Origin of the sequence: Corynebacterium striatum (assembly GCF_016728105.1) — a bacterium.
Taxonomy (GTDB): Bacteria; Actinomycetota; Actinomycetes; order Mycobacteriales; family Mycobacteriaceae; genus Corynebacterium; species Corynebacterium striatum.
The window spans coordinates 1,929,613-1,944,509 of record NZ_CP068158.1 but is presented as its reverse complement, the minus strand read 5'-3'; the positions used below and the strand labels follow the sequence as shown (position 1 = coordinate 1,944,509).

The 14,897-nt window shown below is 60.7% G+C and carries 11 protein-coding genes; 4 read left to right on the top strand and 7 right to left on the bottom strand.

Features of this window, described 5'->3' with window-relative positions; all coding sequences use genetic code 11:
* Positions 1–86 precede the first annotated feature (86 nt).
* The 4 genes from I6I72_RS09095 to I6I72_RS09080 are packed head-to-tail and all read right to left on the bottom strand — an operon-like array spanning position 87 to position 3,531.
* Entirely contained in the window at positions 87–1,253 is a 1,167-nt protein-coding gene (locus tag I6I72_RS09095) for a multidrug effflux MFS transporter (protein WP_049063822.1), read from the bottom strand.
* A complete protein-coding gene (locus I6I72_RS09090; protein WP_005529801.1) occupies positions 1,250–2,020 on the bottom strand; it encodes an ABC transporter permease in 771 nt (256 codons plus the stop codon). Before I6I72_RS09090 ends, I6I72_RS09095 begins: the two co-directional genes overlap by 4 nt.
* Entirely contained in the window at positions 2,020–2,985 is a 966-nt protein-coding gene (locus I6I72_RS09085; RefSeq protein WP_049147120.1) for an ABC transporter ATP-binding protein, read from the bottom strand. Before I6I72_RS09085 ends, I6I72_RS09090 begins: the two co-directional genes overlap by 1 nt.
* A 30-nt stretch (positions 2,986–3,015) precedes the next feature.
* Positions 3,016–3,531, bottom strand: coding sequence for an NUDIX domain-containing protein (locus I6I72_RS09080; protein WP_080969939.1), 516 nt, complete (start codon positions 3,529–3,531; stop codon positions 3,016–3,018).
* 83 nt (positions 3,532–3,614) lie between these two features.
* Between I6I72_RS09080 and I6I72_RS09075 the strand changes: the two genes are divergently transcribed.
* Genes I6I72_RS09075 through I6I72_RS09065 form a run of 3 tightly spaced genes read left to right on the top strand, consistent with a single transcriptional unit; the run spans position 3,615 to position 8,664 of the window.
* Positions 3,615–5,096 (top strand): hypothetical protein, encoded by a 1,482-nt coding sequence (locus I6I72_RS09075; RefSeq protein ID WP_236081446.1) that lies wholly within the window; start codon positions 3,615–3,617, stop codon positions 5,094–5,096.
* The gene (locus I6I72_RS09070; RefSeq protein WP_005529794.1) at positions 5,096–6,163 is read left to right on the top strand and encodes a glutamate ABC transporter substrate-binding protein; all 1,068 of its coding nucleotides are present in this window, start codon (positions 5,096–5,098) and stop codon (positions 6,161–6,163) included. Before I6I72_RS09075 ends, I6I72_RS09070 begins: the two co-directional genes overlap by 1 nt.
* The gene (locus I6I72_RS09065; protein WP_049191882.1) at positions 6,160–8,664 is read left to right on the top strand and encodes a serine/threonine protein kinase; all 2,505 of its coding nucleotides are present in this window, start codon (positions 6,160–6,162) and stop codon (positions 8,662–8,664) included. Before I6I72_RS09070 ends, I6I72_RS09065 begins: the two co-directional genes overlap by 4 nt.
* Before the next feature lie 271 nt (positions 8,665–8,935).
* Here the strand turns inward: I6I72_RS09065 and I6I72_RS09060 are convergent, their stop codons facing one another.
* The 3 genes from I6I72_RS09060 to pta form a co-directional block, all read right to left on the bottom strand.
* Positions 8,936–9,793 carry a hypothetical protein gene (locus I6I72_RS09060; RefSeq protein WP_201806758.1) on the bottom strand — a complete coding sequence of 286 codons (858 nt, stop codon included), beginning with the start codon at positions 9,791–9,793 and terminating at the stop codon, positions 8,936–8,938.
* 121 nt (positions 9,794–9,914) lie between these two features.
* Positions 9,915–11,135, bottom strand: coding sequence for an acetate kinase (locus I6I72_RS09055; RefSeq protein ID WP_005529787.1), 1,221 nt, complete (start codon positions 11,133–11,135; stop codon positions 9,915–9,917).
* A complete protein-coding gene (gene pta / locus I6I72_RS09050) occupies positions 11,136–12,494 on the bottom strand; it encodes a phosphate acetyltransferase (protein WP_201806756.1) in 1,359 nt (452 codons plus the stop codon).
* Between the two features lie 388 nt (positions 12,495–12,882).
* Here pta and I6I72_RS09045 point away from each other — a divergent pair, with 388 nt between their 5' ends.
* Complete coding sequence (locus tag I6I72_RS09045) at positions 12,883–14,895, top strand: glucose PTS transporter subunit IIA (protein ID WP_049147129.1); 2,013 nt, start codon at positions 12,883–12,885, stop codon at positions 14,893–14,895.
* The last annotated feature ends 2 nt before the right edge of the window (positions 14,896–14,897 follow it).

The following is a 14,897-nucleotide window of genomic DNA, read 5'->3' as shown; positions in this document are numbered from 1 at the left end:
CCGTCAACTCGGCGGCACCACGATCGCCACCTGCAGGTCTGGGTATCCGGGGCTGGGTGCTTGCAAAAGTGGCAGCAGGCGAGCCGCTAAGCGTGCTTGCGCAGGGCCGCGAAAGCACCGCACACAGCAATGGCCGAGCAGACCACCATGCCGATGCCCATCGTGAGGGCCGGATTATTGCCCAGACCCATCAACGGGCTAACCATGCCCGCCAAAATCGACTGCACAAAGCCGATAATCGCGGAAACCGAACCGGCCTTTTCGCGCATGAGCCCCGTAGCCAGCGCCGTAGCGTTACCCATGATGAAGCCCGTCGGCGCGATGCAGCAGAAGAGAATCAACACCATAAGCCACACCGGCGCGCCGAGGAAAATAGCTAGGAAAAGCAAGCAGTTGCCGAACAAAGCTGCCCCGACGCCGATGCTGAGCATCGTCTTCGGAGCACGTTTATTAAGTGCCTTCGCATTCACGATGGTCAGGGCAAACATGCCCAGGGAGTTCATCGCGAAGATGAGCGAGTAGCTCGTGGCATTAAAGCCCCACTGCTGCTGCAGGACGAACGAGGAGGCCGATATGTACGAAAACATCGCACAGAATCCAAAGGCCACCGTGACCAAGAATCCCCAGAAACGCCCATTGCGCATCACGGTCAGGTAATTGCCGATGACCGTGCGCACCAAATGGTCATGCGGGCGGCCGCCTGCGGTCTCCGGGACGACCAGAATCGCCAGTACGAACTGCAATGCATGCAGGCCTGTAAGCACCCAGAAGATGCCGCGCCAGCCAATCGGTTCGGCCAGGAAACCGCCCATGACCGGTGCCAACGCAGGCGCGATACCCTGCAGCGCCATGAGCAGCGAATAGGCCTTCGCAGCCGCCGCGCCAGTCAGCAGGTCCGGCACCACGGCACGCGAGAGCACCACGCAGGCACCGCCGCCCAAGCCTTGGAAGGCACGCGCGGCAATCAAGACGGCGATGCTCGGGGCGAGTGCCGCCACTGCCGACGCCGCCAAAGCCACGCCCGCGCCGAGGATGAGGAGGCGCTTGCGGCCGACGGCGTCGGAAAGCGGGCCGATCACCAGCTGCCCCACGCCCATTCCGATGAAGAAGCCAGTGAGGGTTAACTGCACCGCTGCGCGCGTAGTTTCCAGGTCAGAAACAATTGCCGGCATGACCGGCAAGTACATATCAGTAGCAAAAGGCGCTGTTGCAGACAACAGCGCCAAGGTAGCCAGGAGAGGCAGTGGGATCATGCGTCGCGTTTTTCAAGCACGAAGACACCCAGTATCCACAGGATCGCAGCCCACGCAATGAAGACGATCGCGCTGCCCGTGGAGGAATCCCACGGCGCATTTTCAGCAACTGAGTCGGATGCCCAGCTGTTGAAGGCCGAGAAAGGCATGAAGTGGATGATGTCGTCGCCGATCTTGGGCAAGACGCGAACAACGTTCTCAATACCCAGGTACAGGATGAGGGATAAAGCAACAGTGCCGGCAGTCTGACGCAGCAGCCAGCCTAGGCCTTGGACAAAGATGGTAACCAAGAAGCTGAGCAGCGGGAACATCCACAGGGAACGCTTACCAGCATCCTCTTTGAAAGGCTCGTAAAGTTCCTTCACAGAGTCCGGCGCTAGCATCTCCGAGAGGAAGTAGATCAGCACCAGAGCCAAGAACATGATTACGGCCGCAATAACGCCGTACAAGAGCACCTTCACTAAAGCCACGATGCTGCGGTTAGGGTTTGACATGTACACGGTGGATTGCAGGCCGAAGCGATACTCAGTAGTAACCACCATGATGGCTTGAATCATGATGATCGGGATAACCAGCGCCAAGAGGATGGAGTTCATTCCCTGCGCCGTGAGCGGGCTGACGGGGAAGGCCGGATCTACTTCGGGCGCATTGAGGGAGTTAAGCAGCGCCCAACCGATCGACAGGATGAAAATGAGGCCGGTGGTCCAGTAGAAGGACTTCGTAGTGCAAAGCTTGGTCCACTCGGCGCGCAGGGTGTTAACAAACATTAGTTCTGCTCCTCCTGTGCGATGTTTTGGTTGGTTGCCGGAGCACCTGGGGTGCTGGCATGGTACTGCACGTCTTCGCCGGTCATCTGCATAAATGCATCCTCCAGGGAAGCGCGTTTCAGGCTGAGCTCATTAAGCGGGACGCCCGTGGAGTACGCCAACTGGCCGATGAAGTCAGTGCTTTGGTCCTCGATGATGAACGTATTGCGGCCTTCTTCGTCGGTGCTGGTGCGGAAGGAAACGTTTGCCTCGCGCAGAGCGCCGCCGAATTCCTCGAGGTGGTCGGAACGCACGATGACGGAAGACTGTGAGTGCTCCTTCACGAAGTCATACGTGGACTGGTTTGCCACCAAGCGGCCGCGGCCAATGACCACGAGGTGGTCAGCCGTCAGAGACATCTCGGAAAGAAGATGGGAGGAAATCAGCACGGTACGGCCCTCAGCTGCGAGTGCGCGCACCAAGGAGCGCACCCAGCGAATGCCTTCTGGGTCGAGGCCGTTAACCGGCTCGTCGAGGATGAGGATTCCCGGGTCACCCAACAGGGCACCTGCCAAGCCGAGGCGCTGGCCCATACCGAGAGAGAAGCCGCCGGCCTTTTTACCGGCGACGTCGGAAAGCCCGACCAGCCCCATGACCTCCTCCACGCGCTTGGTAGGGATTCCATTGGACTGTGCCATCCACTTCAGGTGGTTGGCGGCGGTGCGGTTGGGGTGCACTGCCTTGGCGTCGAGCAGCGCACCGACCTCCCGCAGCGGGTTCTTCAGCTCGCGGTAGGTCTTACCGTTAATACGGGCCTGGCCCGCCGTGGGGCTATCCAGGCCTAGAATCATGCGCATGGTCGTCGACTTACCCGCACCGTTCGGACCTAGAAAGCCGGTCACAATGCCTGGCTCCACCTTAAAGGTGAGGTCATCTACTGCACGGACAGACTTATATTGTTTTGTCAGTCCCTCAACTTCAATCATGCTGTCAAGGGTGCCATAGTTTTCTGGCAGTTACCTGCGTAGCCCCTCGATTTGTTTTAGCAGAGCCGGAAAAGCCTGCCGAAATGCCCCCAACAGAGGTAATTTTTCCACCTCTCCTAGCGGCACCCAGCGCAGCTCATTGGATTCCTCGTTTGCTTCCACGGCAAGCGGCTGGCCGCTGCGGGTCCGCGCAATGACCGTGGTGTAGGTCCAGTTGCCCGGCAGCCCACCCGCGGGAGGGAAGGGCCCAGAGGTCACGGAGGAGCAAAGCACTTCGACGTCGGCAGGCGCGATGGCGCATTCCTCGCAGGTCTCACGCAAGGCGGCTTCCTCGGGGGTCTCGTGTAAATCGCGCGCTCCGCCTGGGATTCCCCAAGTTCCGCCGTGGTTGGTCCACTCGGCGCGGTGCTGCAGAAGGAGCTTATCGCCGGCTAGAAGAAACAGCCCAGCCGCGCCGAACTTACCCCACAGCTTGCTGCCTCCTGGGCCTGCGGCCCAGCCATCCCCGCTGGTGTGTGTTTCTTCTCTCGCCGTCATGCCGCCCATCCTACGGGGCAGCGCCCTGCACCGCCTCCAAATGTGGTGGCGTGCATCACCAAAGAGCCTTTATTCTGCGCTATTCTAAGGGAATGACTGGCACAGGGTTGGAGGGCGCCGCACGTCCGGGCGAGCGTGCCGCCACGCATCCGGATGATGCGGCGAGGAATCATCACGATCATCCTGCTGACCACTGGCTGGATGAAGTAACCGAGCCAGCCGCTCCTGCTTTCAGCAACGCCACCCAACTGGCCATGAGCTCTTTTGTCGGCCCGGCGCGCTTGGTACGCCGCCTGTATCACTTCGCCGCCACCACGCCAGGCAAGCTCTTTACCGTGACGCTGATCCTCACCGTGGCGTTGGCCGCCGCAGGCTTGTCGATGTCGAACACTTCCGCCAATCGCCACGCGGCCTTGGACGATCTGCTCAACTCCACAGAGCCAATGTCGAATGCGGCGCACCATCTCTATACCAACCTCTCGCTGGCTGACACCGTGGCCACCACGGGCTTCGTGCAAGCTGGCGTGGAGTCAGAGGCTAACCGCGAGCGCTATAACGAAGCCATCGACGCGGCCTCCGTGGCCGCCACGCAGTCCGTCCTCGGTACCAATAGCGATGACGCCCGCATCCGCGAGCTGGTGACCTACATCCAGCGCGAGCTGCCCGTATATACCGCGCTCGTGGAGAAGGCCCGCACCAACCACAGGGCTGGCAACGCGGTGGCAAACTCCTATATGTCCAATGCATCCTCCCTGATGCGCGACAAAATCCTGCCGGCGGCCTCCGAACTGTTTTCGCTTACCTCCGCCAAGGTCAAGGAACAGCAGCAGCGCCTGACCAGCCCTCAATGGGTGCCGCTTTCTGGCCTGGTGGCAGCACTCTTCTTCCTCCTCATCGCGCAATGGTGGTTGTGGCGGCTAACGCGCCGCCGCTTCAACCGCGGCTTCCTCACCGCCAGCGTGCTGCTCTTTTTGGCGCTCACGTGGGCTTCGGCCGCCAACTTTGCCACGTGGAGTTCTGGCTACCACGGCTTTGAGACAGTCTCGCGCCCGTGGGATTCGCTCACTGCTTCCCGAATTGAAGCGCAGCAGACTCGCACTTCTGAGACGCTGGCGCTGGTCCTGCGTTCCTCGGAGTCTGACATGTCGGTGCGTTTTAGTTCGACGTTGTATTCCATTTCTAACGCCCTCGAGGACTACGAAGCCGCGCTTGCCGACGACGATATCCCCATCAACGATCCTGCGCTTTTGCCCGCCGCCAAGCAGGCCGCGCAGGAGTGGGAGGACTCGCACAAGGAGTTCATGAATGCGCTTGCCGACGGCGACTATGACAAGGCGATCTACGAAGCCACTGTGAGCACGCCCAATGGATCGCCAACGGCCGCTAGCGCTTTCGACGACGTGGATAATTCTTTGGCGGGTCTGATCAGTGAGGCCCGCGTGTCCATGCGGTCCTATTTGGAGCAGGGGCTCAACGCTATGACCATGGTTTCCACTATGGTGTTCTTGCTGACCAGCGGCGCCATCATCGCAGTGTGGCTGGGTATCCGCCCTCGACTCCAGGAGTACCTCTAATGACTTCGAAGTTTCGGCGACTACTACTGGCTACTACCGCGGCGTGCACGGTGGCGTTGGTGGGGGCGACGTCGTGTAGCGTGCCCCAACGCTTGGCCCCACAACAGGATGAGAAGGCGATCCCACAGGCCTCCTTGAACTCAGAGGCAGGGCCGCCTTTGCCCAACAACTCGATCTGGGAAAGCGCTGGCAGCATAGAGCCGCACCCACGCACGAAGGTGCCGGTGACTGGCACCTACCGGCCGGATGACAAGACTCCGCGTGAGCGCATTCCTGATATTTACAAGCGCGGACGCATCATCGTGGGCGTAGACCGCTCCAACAATCTGATGAGCTACCGCGACACAGCTTCCGGCGAGGTCCGCGGCTTTGAGGTGGACATCGCGCGGGAAATCGCCCGCGACATCTTTGACGATCCAAATAAGGTGGATTTCCGTTTCGTGGAGTCCTCGGAGCGCACCTCAGCGCTGAACGAGCGCAGCGTGGATATTGTAATTCGCACGATGTCCATTAGCGCCGAGCGCCAGCGCGAGGTGGCCTTCTCCGCGCCGTATATGACCACCAAGACCAAGCTTTTGGTGCTCAGCAGTTCGGGCATTCGCTCCATCGACGACACCGCAGGCAAGACGCTGTGCGCAGTGCAAGGCTCCACCATCGTGGACACGGTGCGTCGCGAGGCAAGCACGTCGAACATCCTGCAGACCCGCTCGTGGGGCGATTGCTTGATGGCCCTACAACTCAACCAGATCGACGGCGTGGTGGCTGATGACGCCCTATTGTCTGGAATGCTGGCGCAGGACTCCTATACCTCCATCGTGGGGGCGCCACTCACTAGCGAGGATTACGGCGTGGCAGTGCGCAAGCCCGATAGCTTCTACGATTCCAAGCCGTTGCTGCGTCAAGTTAACTCCACGCTGGAGCGCATCCGCCAGGACGGCACCTGGGATAGACTCTTTGCCACGTGGCTGGGTGACTATCTAGAAAAGCCAACGCTGCCCGCACCGAATTACTTGCCGGAGGAAGAAAGCTCCAAAGACGCCGACGCTACAAAGGAGGCGCAGCGATGAGTCCTACGCATGGCCATAGCTTCAGCGAGGACGAGCTCGATCACCTCGAGCCGGAGGCGCTAGAAGATCCCGCGACAGGTGCGGCGGTTGACACTGACGCGGCAAACCCCGGCACGGCTTTAAATGCCGATGACGCAGAGCCTGCCACGCAAGCGGTGCCATACGACCCCTTTGCGGACGAAGACGAGGTAGGAACCTCGGCAGTTGCCTTCGATCCTTTCGCTGACGAGGACGACGAATCTGACGAGGGCGCCGATGTTGCAGGAACCTACACCGACCCCGACAACATTGCGGCTCTCATCGCGGAGCTGGGACAACTACGCGATCGTCGCAAGCAGGAGCAACATGAAGATGCTTCGCAACGCTCGCGGCGCCAAGCCTTGGATACGTTCCGCCAGCGCCGCGCCGCCAAGCGCACCGACCGCGAGGTGGCCGACGGAATGGCCACCCTGCCCTTCATCGTGCCGGGCAACCCCACTGCCGCGCTCATCGACCCAACCAAAGAAAACGTCGCTCCACCGCAGCTTTCCCCGGGCGATATCGTAGCCGGGCAATACGAGATTTTGGGCGTTATCGCACACGGCGGTCTGGGCTGGATTTACCTGGCCAACGACCACTTCGTCTCTGGGCGCATCGTCGTCCTAAAAGGCATGCAGTCGGAGAAGTCGGCCGACGAAACCGCCACCGCCGAAGTCGAGCGCGAGTTCCTAGCGGACATCACGCACCCGGGAATCGTGAAGATTTTCAACTTCGTCGATGACGAGCGCGTCGACGGGGGCTTCATCGTCATGGAGTACGTCGGCGGCCCTTCTCTCCAGCAACGCCGCAACGACCAGAAGGACCAGCTCTTCCCAGTAGACACGGCCATCGCCTACATCCTGGAACTGCTGCCGGCGTTGGACTACCTGCACGCCCGCGGCGTGGTCTACAACGACTTGAAGCCTTCCAACATCATCGTCACCGAGGACCAAGTCAAGCTCATTGACCTGGGCGCGGTCTCGGGTATTGGAGCTTTCGGGCATATCTACGGAACTAAGGGTTTCCAAGCCCCCGAGATCGTCAAGTCTGGCCCGTCGGTGGCCTCGGATATTTACACCATCGGCCGCACGCTGGCCTGCCTGACCATTACGCTTCCGCAGGAAGACGGCGTCTACTTGCCGGGGCTTCCCTCCCCTACCGATGAGCCTTTGCTGCGCCGCTATCTTTCCTTCTATCGCCTGCTGCAGCGCGCCACCGACCCTGACCCGGCCAAGCGCTTCCAGAGCGTTGCGCAGCTGCGCGACCAGCTTTACGGTGTGCTCCGCGAGGTCATCGCCCTGCGCGACGGAATCCAGCATCCCACTCAGCACTCGCTGTTTTCGCCGCAACGTACGACTTTTGGCACCAAACACTTGGTTTTCCGCACTGACCAGCTCATCGACGGCATTGAGCGCACGGTGCGCATCACCGCGCCCGAGGTGGTCTCCGCCTTGCCTACCCCGCTGGTTGACCGCTCCGACGTCGGCGCCGCACTCCTCCAAGGTGCTTCCTACACCGAGCCGCAGGAAGCGTTGGAGACGCTGCGCCAGGCAATGCAGGCCCCAGAATACGAAGAGTCCGCGGAGATTCCGCTCGGCGTGGTGCGTTCGATGATCGACCTGGGTTATACCGGCCAGGCCCGCGAGTGGCTGGCCTCCATTGCGGACAAGCTCGGTGAGGACTGGCGCTTCCAGTGGTATTCGGGCGTCGCGGTGCTGCTCCTCGACGACTTCCGCGCCGCCCAGGTGCACTTCTCCAACGTGCTCAACCTGCTGCCTGGCGAGCCCGCGCCGAAGCTGGCCATCGCCGCCATCAACGAGCTGATTCTGCAGGAGCTCGGTTATGAGGAAGCATCGCTTATCGACGCCGCCGTGGCTCGCGCGTGTGCCAACCTCACGACGTCGCTGGCTGACCTCCCCGCGGAAGCTTTCGCTGACCAACCTGGAATCTGGGACCACGTGACGGATGACCCGGCACAACTGCGTTTCAACTCGATGCGCTTGTACGGCATCGTGTGGGCCACCAATCCGACTACGGTGTCCTCCGCGTTTGGGCTGGCGCGCCAGCTGCGCGCTGAGCAGCAGATTGAACTGGCCGTGGCCACTTTGGACCGCGTACCCAACGCATCGCGCCACCATCGCATGGCGCGACTGACCACAATTCTGCAGCTGGTGCTCCATGATCTCACGGAGTCCCGCATCCGCCGCGCGGCCCACCGCCTGGAGGAGATCCCGCAGAACGAACCCCGCTTCTTGCAGGTCAAAGCTGCAGTTATCTCGGCCGGCCTCAACTTCCTGCGCGATTCCAACCTCGATGCAGCGGCCTCCCCCAACGACCTCTTCGAGTTCGCCTTCACCCAGCGCGGCCTGCGCTACGGCTTGGCCGATACTCTGCGTGCCCTGGCCCGGCAAGCCCCCTTCGCGCGGCACCGCTATGCGCTGGTGGACCTGGCGAACCAGGTGCGCCCGGTGACGATGTTCTAGGCCGCGCGCCATGGCTGCCTTTCCAAATGGTGAGGTCAACCGCTCCAAACGCCACCTCAACAGCCACCTCCAGCCCCAAAAATGAACACTGGCCCCACTAGCCACATCGCGTCCTCACCATTTGGCTACTCGCGTCGTGCCTCAGCCCAAATGGTGAGGACCACATGGTGAGGTGAGCAATCTCCAGCCCCAGCAGACAACGCCAGTCACAGTAGTTACAGCTCGACCTCACCATCTAGACCAGCTACCTGCAAATGGTGAGAGGAAGCGCCTACGCCTGGCGCACCACTTGCTGCAGTCCCCGCTCACGGCCAGACACCCAAGTTGCCCGCAGCTCTGCGAGGAACTTCTGCGGCTGATGAAACAGCTCAGTCGAAGTCACGCGGAATACCGTGTAACCGGCATTCTGCAATCTCACCTCGCGGCGACGCTCTTCCACGATTACCCGCCGGGTATCCGAGTCATAGGTTGCGCCGTCATACTTCTCGGCTCCATCAATTTCCAATACCAGCCAACCATCAATCAGAACATCAACGCGAACACTGGGAATCACCCAGACTTGCTGTTGGATGGAATGACCCATCTTTGCGTGTACCAATAACGCGATGCATAATGCCTCATAGGGAGACTCGCATTGACCAGAAAGAAGCGATATAGCTCGACGCGCTTCAGCGATATCTTTGACCCGCCCCATAGTTGCGAGGCAATCCATAGCCATAGCCTTGGCAGCCTCGACATCGAGTTCAGGATGCATCCGAAACCATGATTCGAGTGCCACGAAGCCGCGAATCCAGCCTTCGAAGCGCGCGAGGTCCAACGCGGCGCGCAAAGCAGACGTGACGCGAACGCCCTGCACCTTCTCGACCATAGAATCTGGCAGACGCATCTTCTTGTAACTTCGGCCGTGGCCCCAGTCTCTCCGCGGTGGCATAACGCCAGAGCGCAGAGCGAGCGTCACCGGCTCCTCGCCGCACCGCGGCGGGAGGACCCACAGCCCATGCACCCGCGCCGCCGAAACTCCCACGAGCACCGCCCGCCTAGCACTATGGCCCGCCCGCAAACACCGCGCCAGCTGCTTTTCATGCCAAGGCAGCGACTGCCCTTCTACTACTCCCCCGAATTGTTCCATAGAGATAGTCCACTAGCCGGATCAGTACGAGCGCAAGAGGGAATTGGTGCAACAGGCCAAATCTGTGGATAACTCATCGCGATGAGCTATCCACAGACTGGTAAAGCGGGAGTTTTTGGGCTTAGTACAGCCCCGCCTCACGCGCCATATCGGCGATTTCAGCGGACTTCTGTGCGATAGCCAGCTCCTCGTTGGTCGGAACCACGAAGACCTTGACCGGAGAGTCCGCCTCAGAAATCATGCGCGGCTCCTTCGAGCGGACTAGGTTAGCCTGCTTGTCGAAGTGAATGCCGTACATACCCAGGTTGAACAGCGAATCCTGACGTACCTCAGTGTCATTTTCGCCCACGCCTGCAGTGAAGGTGATGGCGTCCACGCGGCCCAGCGCAATCATGTACGAGCCGATGAAGCGGCGCAGCTGGTGGATATAGATGTTGTATGCCAGCCATGCGTCCTGGTCCTCGGCTTCGATGCGCTCACGCAGCACACGGAAGTCGTTGACGCCGGAAATGCCCTTCACACCAGACTGCTTGTTGAGCAGGTTGTCAATCTCATCGATAGACATGCCCGCCTGGCGGGACAGATGGAAGATGATGCCCGGGTCGATATCGCCGGAACGGGTGCCCATCGCCAAACCAGCCAACGGGGTCAGACCCATCGAGGTATCAATTGGACGGCCGTGGCGAATAGCCGCCGCAGACGCACCATTGCCTAGGTGGAGGGTGATCTGGTTGACGCGCTTCGGGTCCTTATCCAGCAAGCGCGGGACCTGCTGCGACACAAACTCGTGGGAGGTGCCGTGGAAGCCGTAGCGACGGATGTCGTACTTGGAAGCCACCTCGTTGTTGATGGCGTAAAGCGCAGCAGCCGGCGGCATATGGTTGAAGAAGGCCGTATCGAAGACCGCCACGTGCGGGATGTTCGGCAGCATCTTGCGAGCCACGCGAATGCCGTCCAGGTTGGCTGGGTTGTGCAGCGGGGCCAGCGGGATGAGGTCCTCAATCATGGACTCAATCTGATCCGTGATCAGCTGCGGGTCGGAGAAGAGGCGTCCGCCGTGGACAACGCGGTGTCCCACGGCAACGACCTCCACGTCCATTGGGCCCACGTTGTGCTGGTGCATAATGTCGAATGCCCGCTCCAGGCCGAAGGAGTGGGTAGGAATCTCCAGCTCTTCCTTGTATTCCTCGCCACCAGTCTTGACGGTGACGGCACCCATCGGCTCGCCGACCTGCTCGACCAAGCCGGAGACCAGCGGGGCGTCGGTAGCCGTGCCCTCTGGGTCAACCAGCTGGAACTTAACCGATGAGGAACCTGAGTTGAGAACGAGTACGTATGCCATTTACTTAACTCCAGCCTGGATTGCCGTGATGGCGACAGTGTTGATGATGTCCGGAACGGTAGCGCCGCGGGAAAGGTCGTTGACCGGCTTGTTCAGGCCCTGCAGAATCGGGCCGACAGCCAGCGCGCCGCCGGTACGCTGGGCGGTCTTGTAACCGATGTTGCCCGCCTCGAGATCCGGGAAGATGAAGACGTTTGCCTGACCAGCAACTTGAGACTCCGGCGCCTTCTTGGCAGCCACGCCTGGGTCGCACGCGGCATCGAACTGCAGCGGACCATCCACCTTGACGGAGGAATCCAGCGCACGAGCGGCCTCAACAGCAGCCACCGCGCGGTCAACGTCCGGGCCGGAGCCCGAAGTACCGGTGGAGTAAGACAACATGGCCACGCGTGGGTCGATGCCGAACTGCGCTGCGGTCTTTGCGGAAACCACGGCGATTTCACCCAGCTGCTCTGCAGTTGGGTTCGGGTTGACCGCACAGTCACCGAATGCCCACAGGCGTCCGCGCATGACCATCAGGAAGATGGAGGAAACCACGGAAGCGCCCGGCACGGTCTTGATGATCTGGAAGGAAGGCTTGATGGTGTGCGCCGTGGTATGCGCAGCGCCGGAAACCATGCCATCTGCCAGGCCCTTGTGCACCATCATCGTGGCGAAGTAGGAAACGTCCTGCATAGTCTCGCGCGCCTGCTCCAGGGTGACGCCCTTCTTCTTACGCAGCTCCGCGAAGTCAGCGGCGAATTCCTCCGCCAGCGGGGAGTTCAGGTGGTCAATGACGTCCACGCCGGCGAGATCCACGCCGAGGCGCTCCGCCCGCTTGGCGACGTCCGCCTCATCACCGAGGATGGTCAGCTTAGCGACCTTGCCCTCGATGAGTGCGCCGGCCGCTTCAATGATGCGGTCATCGTCGCCCTCTGGGAGCACGATGTGTGCACCGACTGCGCGAGCCTGGTCAAGCAGCTGCTTCTGGAAAAGTTCGGCGCTCATAACCGGGGCAATCTCCCCGACTGATGAGAGCGCACCTGGGACAGAAGCGACGTCGGTAAACGCGCCCAAAACCTCAGCTCCCACGGAGCGTGCATGGGCAAGGGCAAGGTCGGAAGTACGTGCTGGAGCGTTGGAAATCAGAACGAACGGGATACCGAGCGCCGCTGCGGCCTTGGCGTCAAAGTCCATTACACCCGTGCCCTGCAACACGACGTCGCCTTCTGGAACAGTGACCAGAATCTGATCCAGGGTGGTGCCCAGATCGTTGAGCTGCGCGAAGGTTGCGCCTAGATCTTGTGCCAGCGAGGGGACATCAAGACCGTCAAAGCCACGGCCGATGACACTCACGAGTGCGGAGTTCTGTGCAGACATTCTCAGTAGCCTTTCTCTTTCAAAGAGTAGACGAGTAGTGTGCCGCAAGTCACTAAACGCGGCACACAGTGACGCCTTCACTTTACTGGAGATGTCCGAATAAAGCCGTTTCTAATAGCGATTGTGAAACGTAAAACACACTGCATGAGTCAATCCCACCCACCGCCACCCAAAAATTGTGCGTTCAGACACATACTTTTGGAACAGTGAGCCACCCGGAGTAAGCTCCGAATTAAGGATTGTTACTTCGGGCAAGACCTAGGACGCTATGAGCGTCGCGTAAGCATACGCGGCATCGCCCCAGCGCCCTGGGTCTTTTGTGGTTTTAGGGCACATTCGCCGCCTCAGGAACTACAAAGTCCGCCCCAGGATTTCGAAAGGAACTCACATGTCGACGCAAACGCGCTCCGCAGCTGAGGCCATCCTCGATGGCATTGGCGGCGCAGACAACATTGCATCGTTTACTCACTGTGCCACTCGCTTGCGCTTCCAGCTCAATGACTCCTCGAAGGTCAACAAGGAGGCCCTCGAGGCCATCCCTAAGGTGCTGGGCGCAGTCCCCCAGGGCGGCTCGAACTACCAGGTCGTTATCGGTGGCGACGTTGCCACCGTCTACGACGAGATCAACGCCTTGCCCGCCATGAAGGACGGCGGCCCAAGCGATGCGGACATCAAGGCTGCCGCTCGCGCCAAGGCCAAGGGCAAGGTCCCTTTCATGGACGAGTTCTTTGAGTACCTGTCCGATTCCTTCCGTCCAATTCTGGGCGTCCTGCTGGGCGCCTCGCTCATCATCGCGTTCGCGTCGATCCTCGACGCATTCGGAATCGTCGACTTCCGCGCGCCTGACAAGCCGGCCTCGTGGTTCTTCGTCGACGCCATGTGGCGTTCCGTCTTCTACTTCCTACCTTTGATGGTGGCTTACAACGCTGGCAAGAAGCTGCGCATCGACCCTTGGGTCCCGGCCGCCATCATGGCAGCGCTGCTCACCCCGGAGTTCCTCAACCTCACTGAGAACCCGGCCGTTCAATGCGTTGTCAATGACACCCTGGGCACCGAACAGTGCACCATCCCAATCTTTGGCATGACCATGCAGCTGCCTGATTACGGCGGCAACGTCTTCGTGCCTTTGATGATGGCTTATGTAGCAGCGTTGGTCTACCGCTTCTTCCAGAAGATCATTCCTACCTCCATCCACATGGTCTTCGTACCTTTCTTCACCATGCTCATCGTTATCCCGCTGACGGCCTTCCTCATCGGTCCGTTCGGTGTGTGGGCTGGTAACGGCATTGGCGCTGGCCTGTCCTGGATGAACGACAACGTGCCATTCGTCTTCGCTCTCGCTATCCCGATGCTCTACCCATTCCTGGTTCCGCTGGGTCTGCACTGGCCACTGAACGCCCTGATGCTGGTTAACATCCAGACCTTGGGCTACGACTTCATCCAGGGCCCAATGGGTGCATGGAACTTCGCCTGCTTCGGCGCAACCGCCGCTGTGCTTGCTTTGTCCATCCGCGACAAGGACACCGTGATGCGCCAGACCTCTGGTTCCGCTCTCGCCGCCGGTCTGCTGGGTGGCGTCTCCGAGCCTTCCCTGTACGGTATTCACTTGCGCTACAAGAGGATTTACCCGCGCATGCTGGTGGGCTGCTTCGCTGGCGGCCTCACCGTTGCACTGCTGACGCTGGGCTCCAACGGCATCACCACCGACGCCTTCGTCTTTACCTCGCTGCTGACCATCTCCGTCTTCAACCCGATGCTCAAGTACGTCATTGCTATCGCCGTGGCATTCGTGGTTTCTTTCATCGCGGTCTTCATCTCTGACTACCGCACCCCAGAGGAGCGCGCCGCCCAGAAGGCCGCTGCCGCTGGTGCAGGCGCTGCTGCGCTTGACGACGCCCCGGCCGAGGCCGCCGCCCCCGACACCGCTACCGAGGCCCCCGCTGAAACCGAGACCGTCATCACTTCCCCCGCTGAGGGCGAAGTTGTTCCGATGGCCGAAATCAATGACCCCGTGTTCTCCGCAGGAACGCTGGGCGACGGCGTGGGTGTCATCCCCGCTTCCGACGAAGTCTACGCCCCGGTATCCGGCGTAATCGTCAGCGCGATGAAGACCGGCCACGCTTATGGCATCAAGACCGAGTCCGGCGTCGAGGTCCTCGTCCACATCGGCATCAACACCGTGAAGATGAAGGGCGAGGGATTCGCCCCAGCCGTCAAGAAGGGCGATACCGTCAAGGCCGGCGAGCTCCTGGCCACCGTCGATTTCGGTGCCGTACGCGCCGCAGGCTACGACACCACCATCGTGGTGGCCGTGACCAACACCAAGGCACTGGCCGAGATAACTCCGGCCGGAATTAAGAAGGCTACGGCTGGCGATATCATCATCACCGCTACCCGCTAGTA